This window comes from Vibrio sp. A1-1 (assembly GCF_021728175.1).
Lineage (GTDB): Bacteria > Pseudomonadota > Gammaproteobacteria > Enterobacterales > Vibrionaceae > Vibrio > Vibrio diabolicus.
In genome coordinates this window covers 112252-126587 of sequence record NZ_JAKKCL010000007.1, presented here as the reverse complement: position 1 = coordinate 126587, position 14336 = coordinate 112252, and the positions used below count along the sequence as shown (strand labels likewise).

Sequence of the window (14336 nt, the reverse complement as noted above, 5' to 3'; positions counted from 1 at the left end):
ATCAAGCCAGCATATTGCACTTTATCCTCAGACTGAGTTGCATACAATTTTATTTAAAAGTTAGAGCGGGCAAACGATGCAGATGTCCTGCTACGAGGTGATAAATAATGAGGTACTCATGAGTTGGCTAGAAAGGTTATTTGAGAATAAAAATATAATAGGTTCGCGCAAAGCGTCTATTCCAGAGGGCGTTTGGACAAAATGCCCTGAATGTGAACAAATACTTTATCGCGCGGCATTAAAAGAGAATTTGGAAGTATGTCCTAGGTGCTCTCATCACATGAGAATGGCTGCTCGTCAAAGGTTGAACACTTTTCTGGATCATGGAACACAGCAAGAGTTGGCAAGTGAGTTGGAACCGCAGGATATTTTGGGTTTTAAAGACTTAAAGCGATATAAAGAGCGAATTGCCATCGCGCAGAAAACGACTGGAGAAAAAGATGCCTTGGTTGTGATGCAGGGGAAGTTACTAGGCTTGCCTGTTGTAGCTTGTGCGTTTGAATTCTCTTTCATGGCTGGCTCGATGGGGGCGGTGGTTGGCGAGAAATTTGTCCGCGCCGTTGAAACTGCGATTAATACAAAATCTGGGCTAGTGTGTTTTTCTGCTTGCGGAGGGGCGCGCATGCAAGAGTCTTTGGTAGCACTAATGCAAATGTCAAAAACCAGCGCCGCGTTAAACCACTTATCTGAGCACAGATTACCCTATATCTCAGTATTGACGGACCAAACTTATGGTGGTGTCTCGGCGAGTTTAGCCATGTTGGGAGACATCAATATTGGTGAACCTAAAGCAAGCATCGGCTTTGCGGGAAGGCGTGTTATTGAACAAACGGTACGTGAAAAGCTACCAGACGAGTTTCAGAGAAGTGAGTTTTTATTAGCACATGGTGCATTAGATATGATTGTAGACAGACGTGAAATGCGTGATCGCGTTGGCGGCTTATTGGCTAAGTTAACCAACGCGAGGGTGGTCTCAGAATAGGTTGTATTAAAGTTAGACTTAGTACTTGCGTTTATTGAGCCGTAATCATTACAAACCGTTCATTTTGCCCCCATCTTGGTTCCGCATTCATTAGGCTGAGATCCAACGCCGTTTGGTATGGGTCAACAGCAAAATGGTCGCTTACTAAACCCCAGAGCATCCAGTTGATTGCGGTTTCATTCTCGGTAAGCTCTTCGAGTGGCGCTTGGAGGAAAAAGTACTCATCTTCGCCATCGTAACCGAGCCGATCATAGATAATGTGGCGTAGCTCTCGATCCAAATCATGTTGGAGATTGATTGAGTCGTACAGTTGCTCTTCTGTTGGGCCATTCTCATGGCGATAAACATTGCGTTTTGACTCTTTGCGTAAAGTACCTGAGCCAGTTTTAATGCTTACTTTGTGTTGCGAGTGTTGCTCAAAAACTTGAATGATTTCATCCTCTAGTTGATCGAGTTTACTCAGCAAAACTTGATTGTTTATGTCACCAGCGGGGGAGGCCATCGTTTGGAAGGCTTTCACTCTCTCGTAGACTGCTTTCCCGTGAGGAAGCGCTGCAAAGCACTGTTCTCGGAGCGCTTCATTGGCTTGCCAAATGCCCGAGTAGAGCTCGTAATCATGTGGATATGGTGGAAGATCTTCAGTATCTTCCCCTAATAATTCTCGCCAGCGCTTTTGCCACTGTTCTTCTTTTGCGTGTTTTACACGCGCGTATTGCTTAACCCAGCGGTTACGAAGTTTTACCCCAAAAATGGCAAGTCCCCATGGAGCGAGCAAATAAAAATAATAGTGAGAAGAGTTATCCCAAAAGTAACCGTAAACGTAAACCCCAAAAGCAAGCACCCAAGTTCCAATAGTACATGCAATAATCCCGGACATTATTGATGACTGGCGCTTTGTTTCTCTTAATGTATTACCTTCAGCACATAACCAAAAAATGCCGCCAAAAACAAAGGCAAACGTTGTCATGAAGTAGGCAAGCCCCGCTCCCAAAAATCCCCAAAGTGACATGTATTATCCCTAGCCAAATATCTGCTTTATTCACTCATCAATGACTCGAGGAGTAAATGTGTTTGATTTGGCAGAGAATTTACCATTAACGCCAGCCTTTTGATATGCACTCGATGACTTATTGGGAATGAGTCACAACTAAAAATAGATGGTATCAAGCATCAAAATTTAATTTAGAACCTTTGATTGTCGTGAACTCTATCTGGAAGAGTTAAGGGTGGAGTTTAAGGGCAATTTTCCTCATAAAATCGTTATTTAGAAAAAGGTAAATTAATGTTTTTATTGATAATTGTGAGAAATCTTGGGTTGGGATTGATCCTATAAATTTAGAGTAAAAAGCCTATTTTTGGGAGCGATTTCATAAATTTTATGATACTGATTTCACTGTTTGAGCTGTAAAGAATATAAACCCCCACTCAATGTATGTTAATAATCAATGAGTGTTGTTATGTCTCATATCCGTTTTTTCCCGCGCCATCGTTTGGCGCTTGCTTGTATGCTAGCGAGTGTGTCTAGCTTCTCTTTTGCACAAAACCAGTGCGCTGTTGCTGATTTACAACAATCGAGAGACTTGGCTGCTGCCGTTTCTGGTGCTGAGTATGATTGCTACCACGCTTGGTTTTCAGCTCCTTCCGCAACGCTGAACGATATTTACAGCGAAGCGAGCTTAAGCCGTATCCAAGTCGCGTTGGATCAAGAAATTGCCCGCTATCGTGGAGAAGCAGAGCAAGCTCGTGTTCTAGAGCATCTGGGCGAGTTTATTCGTGCTGCATACTACGTTCGTTACAATGCTGGCACAGGTACACCTGAGTTTTCAGAAGCGTTGAGTCAGCGTTTTGCTCAGTCGACGAACCTATTCCTTAACAACCCTCATGCTTTGGATCAAGGCCGTGAACAAGTTGGCGCAATGAAGAGCTTGACTTTGATGGTTGATAACGTGAAGCAGTTGCCGCTGACCATGGATAGCATGATGGCCGCGTTGATGCACTTTAACCGTGAAACCGCGCAGGACACGCAATGGGTCGATGGTTTAAACAACCTGTTCCGTTCTATGGCAGGTCATGTAGCAAACGATGAGTTCTACCGCTACATGGCAAACAATACTCACCATATTGATACATTAGCGAGATTCGCATCTGATAACGCTTGGGCATTGGATACGGATGCGAGCTTTATTGTTTTCAATGCATTACGTGAAACTGGTCGTTTGCTTGCGAGCCCAGATCAGGAGACCAAACGCAAAGCCTTGGCTGTGATGCAACAAGTGATGCAGCGTTACCCACTGGGTAGTGAGCATGACAAACTGTGGCTTGCTGCCGTAGAGATGATGAGCTACTACGCACCTGAAGGTTTAAACGGTCTGGACCTAGATCAAGCGAAGCAAGATCTAGCAGCGCGCGTGATGCCAAATCGTTTTGAGTGTCAGGGACCTGCCATCATTCGCTCTGAAGATCTGACCGATGCTCAAGCTGCGAAAGCGTGTGAAGTGCTGGCTGCGAAAGAAGCCGACTTCCATCAAGTGGCGAATACGGGCAATCAACCTGTCGCTGATGACTTGAATGACCGTGTTGAGGTGGCGGTGTTTGCTAGTAACGACAGCTACGTTGATTATTCTTCGTTCCTGTTTGGTAATACAACGGACAACGGTGGTCAGTACCTTGAAGGGAATCCATCAAAAGCGGACAATACCGCCCGTTTCGTGGCTTATCGCTATGCGAATGGCGAAGATTTATCGATCTTGAATCTAGAGCATGAGTACACACACTATTTGGACGCGCGATTTAACCAGTACGGCTCGTTCAGTGATAACTTGGCTCATGGTCATATTGTTTGGTGGCTAGAAGGTTTTGCGGAATACATGCATTACAAACAAGGCTACCAAGCGGCGATCGAACTGATTGCAGGCGGTAAACTGAGCCTTTCAACTGTGTTTGATACCACATATTCTCACGACACTAATCGTATCTATCGTTGGGGTTACTTGGCCGTTCGATTCATGCTGGAAAATCATCCGCAAGACGTAGAAAGCTTGTTGGCGTTGTCGCGCACTGGTCAGTTTGAACAGTGGGCGCAACAGGTGACGACATTAGGTCAACAATATGACGCAGAGTTTGAGCGCTGGTTGGATACGTTAGAAGTGGAGCCAGAGCAACCAGGTACTGACCCAGAAGAGCCAATAGAACCAACAGAACCTGAAGCACAAGTGACTGAATTGACGGCGAACCAAAGCCTTCAACTCAGTGGCGAAGCGTACAGCGAAAAACTGTTCTACGTTGACGTACCAGCCAACACCGTTCGCTTTAATGTATCTATTGAAGGTGCGGGGGATGCGGATCTTTACATGAGCTACAACAAAGTTGCGCATTACTACGACTTTGAAATGAGCCAGTATGGCGATGGCAGCAATGAAGAGATTGTATTTGAGCCAGAGCAGGATGGTTACGTGAAAGCAGGTCGTTACTACATCAGTTTAACTGGCCGTGATAACTATGACTCAGTGAATCTTGTGGCTGCTTTAGACGTTGAAGCGCAAACACCGCCAACACAAGTGCAAGACGATTTGGCACCGGTGGTACTAGAGTCTGGTGAAGCAAAAATGCTCACTGTGCACAAGCAGCGTTATGCGGCAGTGTATGTACCTGAAGGTGTTGAAGAGGTTCGTGTATGGCTAACGGCTCACTCTCAAACAGGTAATGTCGACCTATACGCGAGTAGGGAGCATTGGCCTACAGTTGAGCAACACGAGTACGTCTCCAACTATGCAGGCAGCAACGAATACCTTGCGATTCCTGTTACTGAAGCGGGCTATGTGCACTTCTCTCTTCAAGCACCAGAACAAGGTGATGACGTTGAAATGTTAGTGCACTTCAACTAAAACATGTTCGATTAGCTGAAATCGAGATAAAAAACGTCGCTCATAGAGCGGCGTTTTTGTTTGTATCGGACGCTATTGTGATCAAACAGCGGCGAATGCCAGTTAATCGGCTGATTTATCGAGTTATCCTTTGCTCTTTTTCTAAACGGCTTTAGGTTTGTATTACAATTTACCGCGCACATAAACTTTTTTAGCGACGCGTTCTGTGACCTAGCTTCTGATTTGTGCTTTCCAAACGGATACAATATATATGCACCCCGTGCAATAAAGTGAAAAGGGAAAAACATGAAAACGCTTATTTATGAAACGTTGATTAGCCTTGCTAACCAAGAACCAGAACAACATGCAAGAATCCGACAAAATCTATATGAACAGTTGGATCTGCCGTTCGATAAGCAGCTGGCTTTGTATTCTTGTGCCCTTGGTCCTGCAAGTTCAGGCAAGTTGGAGAGTAGTCAAGGCATTAACAACGCGGTAGATTGCGCGGTTAAACTGCTTGAAACCCCTGAGCGCTAATTCACTCGTTGTTTAAATCACGGCCCGATCCCCAAGGGCCGTTTTTAATTTAATTGCCTTTAAATTGATTTCAACGTCGTGATTACTCTGCTCTTTCCGCTAGCACTTCTTTGAAGGCAAACATGCCGTTTAATGCCGCTGGAAACCCTGCGTAGACGGACATCTGTAAGATGACTTCTTTAATTTCAGCCTCGCTGCAGCCTACATTCAGTGCTGCATTGAGATGTACTTTCAGTTGTGGTGTACAATTCCCCATTGCCGTTAGCGCGGCGACGGTTGAGACTTCTCTCGATTTTAGGTCTAAGCCTGGGCGAGCATAAATATCGCCAAACGGATACTCAATGGTGTACTGAGCTAAATCTGGGCAAATATCTTGTAAGCTTTCGATGACGTTATGACCAGCGTCGCCATCAATGTGAGAGAGTAGTTCTAATCCTTTGTTAAAGCGTGATTGTTCCATCGATATGTTCCTAGTGAATAAATGCAAACATACCTTAATCCTTAGAGTTAACTCTAAGTCAACGAACTTTTCCGCTTTTATACAAGGCAATTTTTTCTTCTAGAGCCGTTAAGTGCTTTTGCTGCTGTTCAATGTGGAGTTTGAGGTTTTCTTGATGTTGCTCTAGCAAGGCTTGGCGTTGTCGTACAGACTCTGAGCCGACTTCCCTTAATTTTGCATATTCCAGAATCTCTTCAAGTGGCATTGCAGTTTCTTTTAATCGCTTTACGAAGCTAATCCAGCTTAGATCTTTCGCACTATACACTCGATGCCCACTCGCGTTTCTATGGACATGTTTAAGTAAGCCAATTTTTTCATAGTATCGAAGTGTATGAGCAGACAAGCCGACGAGGCTAGAAAACTCTTTGATATTCATGATTACCCTCCAAGGTAATTCATACCAATAGGCATAAGCTAAGTTCCGCATTTTGAAGTCATTTCGGGATAGATACAAACGGTAATCTTCCATGTTTTAAGGTGGGATACGCAGAAGGAGGCTATTTTGAATACGCGCCAAACGTGATCCACCTGCCAGTTTCACTTTATTAAAAATTAGTTACTCAATAGAGTGGTTTGGCTGTTTTTAGTCTTTGGTCTCCTTTAGGGCGTACCCGGGCATTTTCTTTCATATATTTTGAATGCGATTTTTTGCAATATAAAACAATGACTTAGCTTGATTTGTGTGCGGTGTGCTTGAATGTCATCTACTCGTTTACGTCCAGAACCGTTTCTACTTATGCAATGGAGGAGTCACTACGCCTTCATTTTCAGCCTTGAGTTAGGGCGAAAAGGGTGAGGGCGTCTGATGAATAGCTCTTATAATTTCGACTATTGAATTCACTCACAAAAAAATGCAAACAAGTAATCGTGAGTGAAAACGAGTAGGAGAACAACATGAGTGGCTCACAGGAAATACAATCATTCGGTGCGAATGTTATCTTACATGCGTTTGATTGGAAGTATGCTGACATTGCCCAACGAGCAAAAGAAATCCACGAGCTAGGTTACGGCTCCGTGCTGGTTTCGCCACCAATGAAAAGCGCCCACGATGATCGCTGGTGGCAGCGCTATCAACCTCAAGATTACCGTGTCATCGACAATGCGTTGGGTGATACCAAAGACTTTATCCGTATGGTTCGTGAACTGGAGCAAGTTGGCGTGTGGGTTTACGCTGACGTGGTGTTTAACCATATGGCAAATGAGGCCCACCTTCGCCGAGACCTCCAATACCCAAGGCAAGAGGTCCTGGAGGAATACCAACAAAACAAACAGAAATATCAGTCGCTAACGTTATTTGGCGACTTATCTCAACCGCTTTTTGATGAAGAGGACTTTGTTGAAGCATTCGGTATTAAAGACTGGAAAGATAAATGGCAGGTACAAAATGGACGCATCACAGGTGGACCAACCGATCCTGGCTTGCCAACCCTCCGTGTTTGTGACCATGTCGTTGAGCAGCAACGCGCTTACCTAAAAGCATTGAAAGCCATTGGTGTGAAAGGTTTTCGTATTGATGCCGCGAAACACATGACGCTAGAGCATCTTAAACGTGTTTGGACAGACGACATCACGCGCGATGTGCATATATTTGGCGAAATTATTACCGATGGCGGTGCGACAGAGGAAGAGTATCAGTTGTTTCTTGAGCCGTATTTACAGGAAACTCGCTTAGGCGCTTATGATTTCCCGTTGTTCTCGACCATTTTTAAGGCGTTCGCTAAAAAGGGCAGTTTCAAGTCGTTGATTGACCCATACTGTTTCGGTCAGGCCCTTTCGCCTGGTCGCGCGATTACATTTGTTGTCACGCATGACATTCCTAACAATGACGTTTTTCTTGACCTGATCATGGATGAGGAAAATGAATGGTTAGCTTATGCCTACATTCTAGGCCGCGATGGTGGTGTGCCATTGGTTTATACCGACTTAAACACTAGCGGTATTACAGATAAAAATGGCAAGCCAAGATGGCAAGGCGCATGGAACGATCCGCGAATGGCGAAAATGATCCAGTTCCACAATATGACGCATGGCGAGTCGATGAGTGTTCTTGAAGGTAACGATGATATGCTGGTATTTAAGCGAGGGAGCAAAGGCGTTGTTGTGCTTAATAAATCGCAGCGTCAGCAGTCTTTGACATTGAAAATGGATGGCGACTGGGTGGATTTGATGACGGATCAGGACGTTCCATCTGACGGTAAGTTAATTGTGCCACCTAAAGCCTCAATGTTGCTCGTCGAAAACTAAAAAATAAAACACCGAGCTTAGCGAGCTCGGTGTTTATATTTATCGGCGGTCATTCAAGAACGGGTAAAGTCTAATGTAAAACCGAAGTCTTTCGCCTCTGCTATGAGGTTATGAGCACTCATTAACGCAACATTCAGCCTTTAAAAAGCCGATCACATCATCTAAACATTGGTACTCTGCAACGCAAAAAAGGGTTCGCCCCTCACGACGTTGGGTGAGAAGCCCGGCTGAGGCTAGACTAGAAATATGATGAGAGAGAGTGGATGCAGGAATGCCAAGCTTTTCTTGTACGCCGCCTACCGCGATACCTTTGTATCCCGCTTTGACAACTTCTTTGTAAATACTTAAACGAGTAGGATGACCTAACTCTTTTAGTGCTTTAGCGACGGCTTCAAGCTCCATACTGACCTCTAAAGAATGACTACAGTAAATTTGTTTCGATAATAGGGAAAGTCTCGGTAAATGCCAACTCTTGTGATCTAGGAACGATTTAAATCAGATGAGATTCATACCGGCTCATACCAGCACAACAATAATTGTCTACTCCAATGAGACAGATCAATCTTCATTATTATTTCACCCCACGTTCAAACTCCCTCGTCTACACTCATGGGTGAGTTGTCAGTTGGCAGACCAAGGAGGCGGCCATGATTGCGGTTCATAGAGATTATTGTTTGTCTAACAGTTCAGATTTACATGCTCACGTTAAAGTTAACCCTGTCGGTAAATTAGAAGTTGAGATTGTAGAACTTCAAGAGCGCCATACCACAGAGTTTGATGATTTGTCTTTTGAGAGCCGTGGGTGTGAAACTCGAATCTGTGGTAAAGAAGACACAACTCCGTGGCAGTTCAATCTTGCAGTTACTGATGCGTTAGAGCTTTCTCACTTAGTGGAAGAAGCAAACGAAGAGTATGAGATTTTAATGAATGATCTTATGTAATCTCGTGAGAAGATCATTTTATCCTGCACGGCATGTGACCCGGTACTGAAAAAGAAAAACCTCCCAAACGGGAGGTTTTTAATATTGAGCAAGTTACCGTCAGAGCGGCTCTTCTCTCGGCGGTGTTAGTTCTTGAACGTTATCTTCATTGAAGTCATCGGCGTAACCTTTCGGCGGTGGCGTCCAACCACGTTCTGAGCGCGAGAGTTTGTCATGGCGATCTTTTTGCATCTCTTCCGCCATTTTTTCCTCTAACTGAATAAACAGTTGTCGGAAATTGTTGTCATAACGTTCGCCTTCAGAATCATCTTCCCAAGCTTTGTAGAGTATCTCGGACTTGCGTGCTTCAACACGCTTGTATGTCGCTTTTTGCTGCTCAACAAAGAAGGGATGAATACCGAGTGCTTTCATCGTGTGACCCCCCATCTCCAATGCGGAATGGTAGGTTTCCGATTCAATAATATCAGCCCCAGCTTGACGCAAAAGATAGCCGTGACCACGGTCAAAGGCGCGTGCGATCACCGTTACTTTGGGGTACGTGTGTTTGACGTACTTCACCAGTTCCACACTCGATTCTTGGTTATCAATTGCGACGACCAACGCAGCCGCATGCTCGATGCCTGCAGTGTGTAGCATATCTGGTCGAGTCGCATCGCCAAAATAAGCACGAGTGCCAATCTGGCGCATGTTATCAACTTGGTTGGCTTGGTGATCGAGCACCACTGTTGTTACACCATTAGAAACAAGCAAGCGGTTAACAATCTGACCAAAACGGCCGATACCAGCGATGATTACTGTGCCTTTTTCTTCAATCGTATCGCTTTCTCTTTCGTTTGATTGAGTTTCAAAACGCGGCAGTATTAATTTGTCAAATAGAATGAACAAGCCTGGCGTTAAGAACATTGAGATAGCAACAACCAGCGCAAGAGTTTGCGAGAGTTCAAACGGAATGACGTGGTTTTGCACAGAGAAGCTTAGCAACACAAAACCAAATTCACCCGCTTGAGCCAAGCTTAAGGTAAACAGCCAGCGGTTGCTGCCTTTCACTCTAAATATCAGCGCGAGAATAAATAGCACCAAGGCTTTCAATACCATCACGCCAATGGTCAGTGCCATGATCAACCAGAAGTCACCAAATAGAACCGAGAAATTGATCCCTGCGCCGACGGTGATGAAGAACAGACCCAGCAACAACCCTTTAAATGGTTCGATATTGGACTCTAACTCGTGGCGAAATTCGCTGTTCGCCAATACAACGCCAGCCAAGAAAGTTCCTAAGGCAGGAGACAAGCCAACTAAACTCATCAGTGCTGCGATGCCGATCACCAGCATCAATGCGGTGGCGGTAAAAATCTCACGCAGCCCAGAGCTAGCAACATAGCTCAACAGAGGTCGACTTAAAAAGTGACCACCAACGACGACAATCGCAATCGATGCTGTGATGACTATTCCGTACGCCCAGCCCGGTAAATCGGCCACGAGGTTTAAATCGTCATGATGCTGCGCAGCCGTTTGAACGGCACTTTGTGCTTGTTCGACTAACTCCGGCAGGGCCAGCAGTGGAATAAAGGCCAACATCGGGATAACAGCGATATCTTGGAAAAGCAAAACAGAGAACGCGTTTTGTCCGCCTTCTGTCTTCGTTAACCCTTTTTCGCTAAAAGTTTGCAAAACAATCGCGGTAGAAGAAAGGGCGAAAATCAAGCCGATGGCTAAGGCAATGGTCCAAGGCTGCTCAAAGTACAGGGCAATACCCATAATCGCCGCGATGGTACCGCCAACTTGAAGACCGCCTAAGCCCATTAAACGATTTCGCATTGACCAGAGCATTTTAGGCTCTAGCTCTAACCCCACTAGGAATAGCATCATCACCACGCCAAATTCGGCAAAGTGCTGAATTGTCGTTGTTTCCTCACCGACTAAACCGATAATTGGACCAATTACCACACCAGCGATGAGGTAACCTAAAACGGAACCGAGCCCTAAACGCTTGGCAAGTGGCACCGCGATCACAGCGGCAATCAAATACACGAAGGCTTGTAAGAATATCCCTGTCATGAAGCCTCCTTGATGAGCTTCGGAAGTGCGCTGTTGAGTTTGATTAATGACGCAGCTGCTTCAACATCCAGTCTATCTTCGACTAATGCTGTTAGCAGGCTTTTGTACCGTTCGACATGACGGGGTATTCGTCCTTCTTCTTCGGCAGTACGTGCACCGAACAAAGCAAGAGGCGCAATGTAGTGCATACCCGTGAGCGCTGACATTTGCTCAATAGGAGCGAGCAGTTCCCGAATCGTAAAATGGTTGTAGCCTTCGGCTTTATAGGCTTCTTCTTTGCCGCCGGCCGAAAGCACGCACAGCATGGTTTTACCTTGTAGTTCGGTTCCTTCAGTGCCGTAAGCAAAGCCATACTCCAAAACCAGATCTTGCCACTCTTTTAAAATTGCTGGGGTTGAATACCAATATAGTGGGAATTGAAAAACCACTACATCATGCTCACGCAAGCGTTGTTGTTCACGGTCGATATTGATATCGAAACGAGGGTATTCACCATAGAGATCAACACATGTCACGCCTTCAATTTTTTGAGCTTCTTTGAAAAGTGGAGTATTCACTTCTGAACGATGCTGGGAAGGATGAGCAAAGAGAATTAATACTTTTTTATTCGCCATAAGGATCCTTGCTATCTAAATAACCATGCCCAGTAGGAGCGCAGGTTGGTTAGAAAATGTAACTCATAAATGGCCGTCAAGCTAGCTTGGAAAAGTGCTTAAGCTGTTTCAATATCAATAAAAAACCACCAAATAAGTTGGTGGTTTTGGCAAGCGTCAAATTTTAATTAATCATGAATAGGAACGACTAAAATATCGACTGGTGACTTATTGATAAGATGTCTTGAGTAGGAAATAATTTTGCTCCAGAAATCTTGGTGATGGCCACAAATCAGCAAGTCCACTTCTTGCTCTTTGATAGTAATTTCGAGCTTATCGGCTAAATCACCAGTACCCACGAAGAAGTGTTTGAGTGGATAATCCATGTACTCACTGAATGTTCTCAAACATTCCATAGAGTGCTCATTCAGCGGCCTTTGGTCTGGGTTCTCTTTAATGTCTACGAGCTCACGATAAATTTCCCCGTGAGTTCCATCAATATGGATGAATGAAATATCGGAGTCGAGATAGTTAGCCATCGCTACGGCTCTGTCGATCAGAACTGTGCTTTCATCGGACAGTTCGAGTGCAACAAGGATATGTTTGTATTTCATTACCACGCCCTTATGTGGATTAGCTTTACTGTAAGCATAGTATGGCTTGGGCAAAATTTGTGTAGATAAGATCTCGAAATCGTTCAAAGTTTTGATAAATAATGCTGCTTGCTTTTTAGTCAGAAAACCCGCTAAACTTCGCAAATCATTTCTCTAGGAGATTACGCCAACATGAAGAACTAAACCTGTCATCCATATTTTTTACTTATTTTTTGGATCTGCAGGGTTAGTAGGCGTAGCTCACTTTCCGATATTTCTTTGCAACAAGACAAATTTTTGATTTGACGTTTATCGTCGAGCTTTACATAGAGCTTAATGCGTTTGTGCACGCGTTTTGTTGCAATCTCAAATCATAGCTACGGCTGTTGTCCCTGTCATACAGGAGGCAAATTATGCCAGTTTTACAAGCTTTTAATGTTAGCCATCAGTTTGATAATGGCGATACGCTATTCCAGTCTATTTCTTGTTCCATGACTAAACGACGTGTTGGTTTGGTTGGGCGCAATGGCATCGGTAAGTCACTTTTGGCTTCCATTTTGGCGGGCGAAACTCAGCCTTCCAGCGGTGTAGTGACTTTTCCCTCTTCTTTCATGATGTATCGCCAGCAGCCGTCTGATTTGCTTTCAGGTCAGCAATCGATCGCCCAGTTTCTGGGAACTGACTCGGTCTTGCATGCTTTAAAGCAGATTGAACAAGGTGATGTTTCTGAGCATTGGTTCGAACTGGTTGGCGAACAGTGGGATATTGAACTGAAACTCAAACAGCAGCTTGCTGCGATGGGCTTACCGCAAGACCCTGATTTCTCTTGTGCTCGGCTCAGCGGGGGGCAGTTGGCGTGTTTGCAGTTATGGCAACTGTTTGAAAACGAAACGGAGCTTTTGATTCTCGATGAGCCATCCAATCACCTCGATACCGAGGCGAAACAATGGCTGATAGAGTCTATGAGGCATTTCGGTGGCGCGATTTTACTCATCAGTCACGATCGTGAGCTGCTGCGAGAGATGGAGGAAATTTGGGAACTATCGGGCCTAGGCTTACAGGTTTTTGGTGGAAATTACGATGTGTATGCCGAGCAAAAACGCACTGAGCTGCAAGCGGTCGAAAGGCAGTTAGTGCAGGTCGATAAACACAAAAAACGGTTAGCTGAGCAAGCCCAGAAAAATCGTGAAAAAGCAGACCAACGCGCCGCGCAAGGGAACAAACTGCGCAAAGACGGCAGTCAGCCCAAAATTTTGCTTGATGGCAAAAAGGATAGCGCGACCGCCAGCACCTCAAGTCGCAATAAGAATGAGCAACTCAGACAAGCGCATTTACAAGCCAAAGAGCGGGCGTTGCTATCGCGACATGAGCAGCTCAAAGCGCAAAAGCTTTATCTTGCAGATAATCCGAACCGTTCGCGAAAAGTATTGTCGATACAAGAAGGTATATTGCCTTTTGGAGATTCTACTCCTATCACTTTGCAGATTTTTGCGAACGATAAAGTCCATCTCAAAGGGAAAAATGGCTGCGGAAAGTCAACCTTGTTAAAGACGTTGCTTGGCGAGTTATCGTTGCTGAGTGGTGAGCTGCAAGTGAATACTCCCTTGTATTATCTCGACCAACACTTTGGCGCAGTGAATCCAAATCTTTCGTTACTTGAGAACGTAATGGAGACCTGCCAAGAGATGACGGAAAGTGAAGCGAGAACCTTATTGGCGGGGATCGGTTTTCGTCGAGACGCTGTGTTTCGGTTGGGATGCGTACTCAGTGGTGGCGAGAAGATGAAGCTCGCAATGCTGATCGTCAGCCATCAACACTCCCAGCCTTTGCTGCTGCTTGATGAGCCAGATAACCATCTCGATCTCGATTCAAAAATAATGCTTAGTCAGGCGTTAAATGCATACAAAGGTGGATTTGTTCTGATTAGTCACGACCAAGATTTCGCTTCTGAGTCTGGGGTTTTGCGTCAAATCGAACTGAATTAAACGAAAGAGAGTAAACGCCATTGTAGCTCTTCAGCGTTGTT

At 44.9% G+C, this 14336-nt stretch carries 13 protein-coding genes; 6 read left to right on the top strand and 7 right to left on the bottom strand.

Annotated features, from left to right (window positions below):
- The first annotated feature begins 118 nt into the window (after positions 1 to 118).
- Positions 119 to 982, top strand: coding sequence for an acetyl-CoA carboxylase, carboxyltransferase subunit beta (gene accD, locus L3V30_RS12315; RefSeq protein ID WP_047008421.1), 864 nt, complete (start codon positions 119 to 121; stop codon positions 980 to 982).
- A 31-nt stretch (positions 983 to 1013) separates the two neighbouring features.
- Here accD and L3V30_RS12310 read toward each other — a convergent pair whose 3' ends face one another.
- Positions 1014 to 1991, bottom strand: a complete 978-nt coding sequence (locus L3V30_RS12310; RefSeq protein WP_237309022.1) for a hypothetical protein — start codon at positions 1989 to 1991, stop codon at positions 1014 to 1016.
- A 448-nt stretch (positions 1992 to 2439) separates the two neighbouring features.
- Between L3V30_RS12310 and L3V30_RS12305 the strand changes: the two genes are divergently transcribed.
- Positions 2440 to 4866 carry a M9 family metallopeptidase gene (locus L3V30_RS12305; protein WP_237309021.1) on the top strand — a complete coding sequence of 809 codons (2427 nt, stop codon included), beginning with the start codon at positions 2440 to 2442 and terminating at the stop codon, positions 4864 to 4866.
- 285 nt (positions 4867 to 5151) lie between these two features.
- Positions 5152 to 5382, top strand: a complete 231-nt coding sequence (locus L3V30_RS12300) for a PAS factor family protein (RefSeq protein WP_005375384.1) — start codon at positions 5152 to 5154, stop codon at positions 5380 to 5382.
- 82 nt (positions 5383 to 5464) lie between these two features.
- Here L3V30_RS12300 and L3V30_RS12295 read toward each other — a convergent pair whose 3' ends face one another.
- Both L3V30_RS12295 and L3V30_RS12290 read right to left on the bottom strand, forming a co-directional pair.
- Positions 5465 to 5842, bottom strand: a complete 378-nt coding sequence (locus L3V30_RS12295; RefSeq protein ID WP_006742181.1) for a carboxymuconolactone decarboxylase family protein — start codon at positions 5840 to 5842, stop codon at positions 5465 to 5467.
- A 58-nt stretch (positions 5843 to 5900) separates the two neighbouring features.
- On the bottom strand, positions 5901 to 6257 hold the full coding sequence (locus tag L3V30_RS12290; RefSeq protein WP_005392533.1) for a MerR family transcriptional regulator: 357 nt from the start codon (positions 6255 to 6257) through the stop codon (positions 5901 to 5903).
- 518 nt (positions 6258 to 6775) lie between these two features.
- Here L3V30_RS12290 and L3V30_RS12285 point away from each other — a divergent pair.
- Entirely contained in the window at positions 6776 to 8125 is a 1350-nt protein-coding gene (locus L3V30_RS12285) for an alpha-amylase family protein (protein WP_104972818.1), read from the top strand.
- Between the two features lie 108 nt (positions 8126 to 8233).
- Here L3V30_RS12285 and L3V30_RS12280 read toward each other — a convergent pair whose 3' ends face one another.
- A complete protein-coding gene (locus L3V30_RS12280; protein ID WP_005375388.1) occupies positions 8234 to 8527 on the bottom strand; it encodes a metalloregulator ArsR/SmtB family transcription factor in 294 nt (97 codons plus the stop codon).
- Between the two features lie 245 nt (positions 8528 to 8772).
- On the opposite strand from L3V30_RS12280, the gene L3V30_RS12275 reads away from it, so the two are divergent.
- The gene (locus L3V30_RS12275) at positions 8773 to 9066 is read left to right on the top strand and encodes a hypothetical protein (protein ID WP_005392536.1); all 294 of its coding nucleotides are present in this window, start codon (positions 8773 to 8775) and stop codon (positions 9064 to 9066) included.
- Between the two features lie 99 nt (positions 9067 to 9165).
- On the opposite strand, the gene L3V30_RS12270 is transcribed toward L3V30_RS12275, so the two are convergent.
- The 3 genes from L3V30_RS12270 to L3V30_RS12260 form a co-directional block, all read right to left on the bottom strand.
- Positions 9166 to 11124 carry a monovalent cation:proton antiporter-2 (CPA2) family protein gene (locus tag L3V30_RS12270; protein WP_237309020.1) on the bottom strand — a complete coding sequence of 653 codons (1959 nt, stop codon included), beginning with the start codon at positions 11122 to 11124 and terminating at the stop codon, positions 9166 to 9168.
- A complete protein-coding gene (locus tag L3V30_RS12265; protein WP_005392538.1) occupies positions 11121 to 11738 on the bottom strand; it encodes an NAD(P)H-dependent oxidoreductase in 618 nt (205 codons plus the stop codon). The genes L3V30_RS12270 and L3V30_RS12265 overlap by 4 nt, the downstream gene beginning before the upstream one ends.
- 167 nt (positions 11739 to 11905) lie before the next feature.
- Entirely contained in the window at positions 11906 to 12331 is a 426-nt protein-coding gene (locus L3V30_RS12260) for a universal stress protein (protein ID WP_005392539.1), read from the bottom strand.
- A 392-nt stretch (positions 12332 to 12723) separates the two neighbouring features.
- Between L3V30_RS12260 and L3V30_RS12255 the strand changes: the two genes are divergently transcribed.
- The gene (locus L3V30_RS12255) at positions 12724 to 14295 is read left to right on the top strand and encodes an ATP-binding cassette domain-containing protein (protein WP_237309019.1); all 1572 of its coding nucleotides are present in this window, start codon (positions 12724 to 12726) and stop codon (positions 14293 to 14295) included.
- The last annotated feature ends 41 nt before the right edge of the window (positions 14296 to 14336 follow it).

Bases quoted from the DNA above. Each gene is read 5' to 3' on its own strand.
- L3V30_RS12290 (WP_005392533.1), bottom strand. From the start codon at position 6,257: ATGAATATCAAAGAGTTTTCTAGCCTCGTCGGCTTGTCTGCTCATACA.
- L3V30_RS12305 (WP_237309021.1), top strand. From the start codon at position 2,440: ATGTCTCATATCCGTTTTTTCCCGCGCCATCGTTTGGCGCTTGCTTGT.
- L3V30_RS12285 (WP_104972818.1), top strand. From the start codon at position 6,776: ATGAGTGGCTCACAGGAAATACAATCATTCGGTGCGAATGTTATCTTA.
- L3V30_RS12295 (WP_006742181.1), bottom strand. From the start codon at position 5,842: ATGGAACAATCACGCTTTAACAAAGGATTAGAACTACTCTCTCACATT.
- L3V30_RS12260 (WP_005392539.1), bottom strand. From the start codon at position 12,331: ATGAAATACAAACATATCCTTGTTGCACTCGAACTGTCCGATGAAAGC.
- L3V30_RS12265 (WP_005392538.1), bottom strand. From the start codon at position 11,738: ATGGCGAATAAAAAAGTATTAATTCTCTTTGCTCATCCTTCCCAGCAT.
- L3V30_RS12270 (WP_237309020.1), bottom strand. From the start codon at position 11,124: ATGACAGGGATATTCTTACAAGCCTTCGTGTATTTGATTGCCGCTGTG.
- L3V30_RS12255 (WP_237309019.1), top strand. From the start codon at position 12,724: ATGCCAGTTTTACAAGCTTTTAATGTTAGCCATCAGTTTGATAATGGC.
- L3V30_RS12300 (WP_005375384.1), top strand. From the start codon at position 5,152: ATGAAAACGCTTATTTATGAAACGTTGATTAGCCTTGCTAACCAAGAA.
- L3V30_RS12310 (WP_237309022.1), bottom strand. From the start codon at position 1,991: ATGTCACTTTGGGGATTTTTGGGAGCGGGGCTTGCCTACTTCATGACA.
- L3V30_RS12275 (WP_005392536.1), top strand. From the start codon at position 8,773: ATGATTGCGGTTCATAGAGATTATTGTTTGTCTAACAGTTCAGATTTA.
- L3V30_RS12280 (WP_005375388.1), bottom strand. From the start codon at position 8,527: ATGGAGCTTGAAGCCGTCGCTAAAGCACTAAAAGAGTTAGGTCATCCT.
- accD (WP_047008421.1), top strand. From the start codon at position 119: ATGAGTTGGCTAGAAAGGTTATTTGAGAATAAAAATATAATAGGTTCG.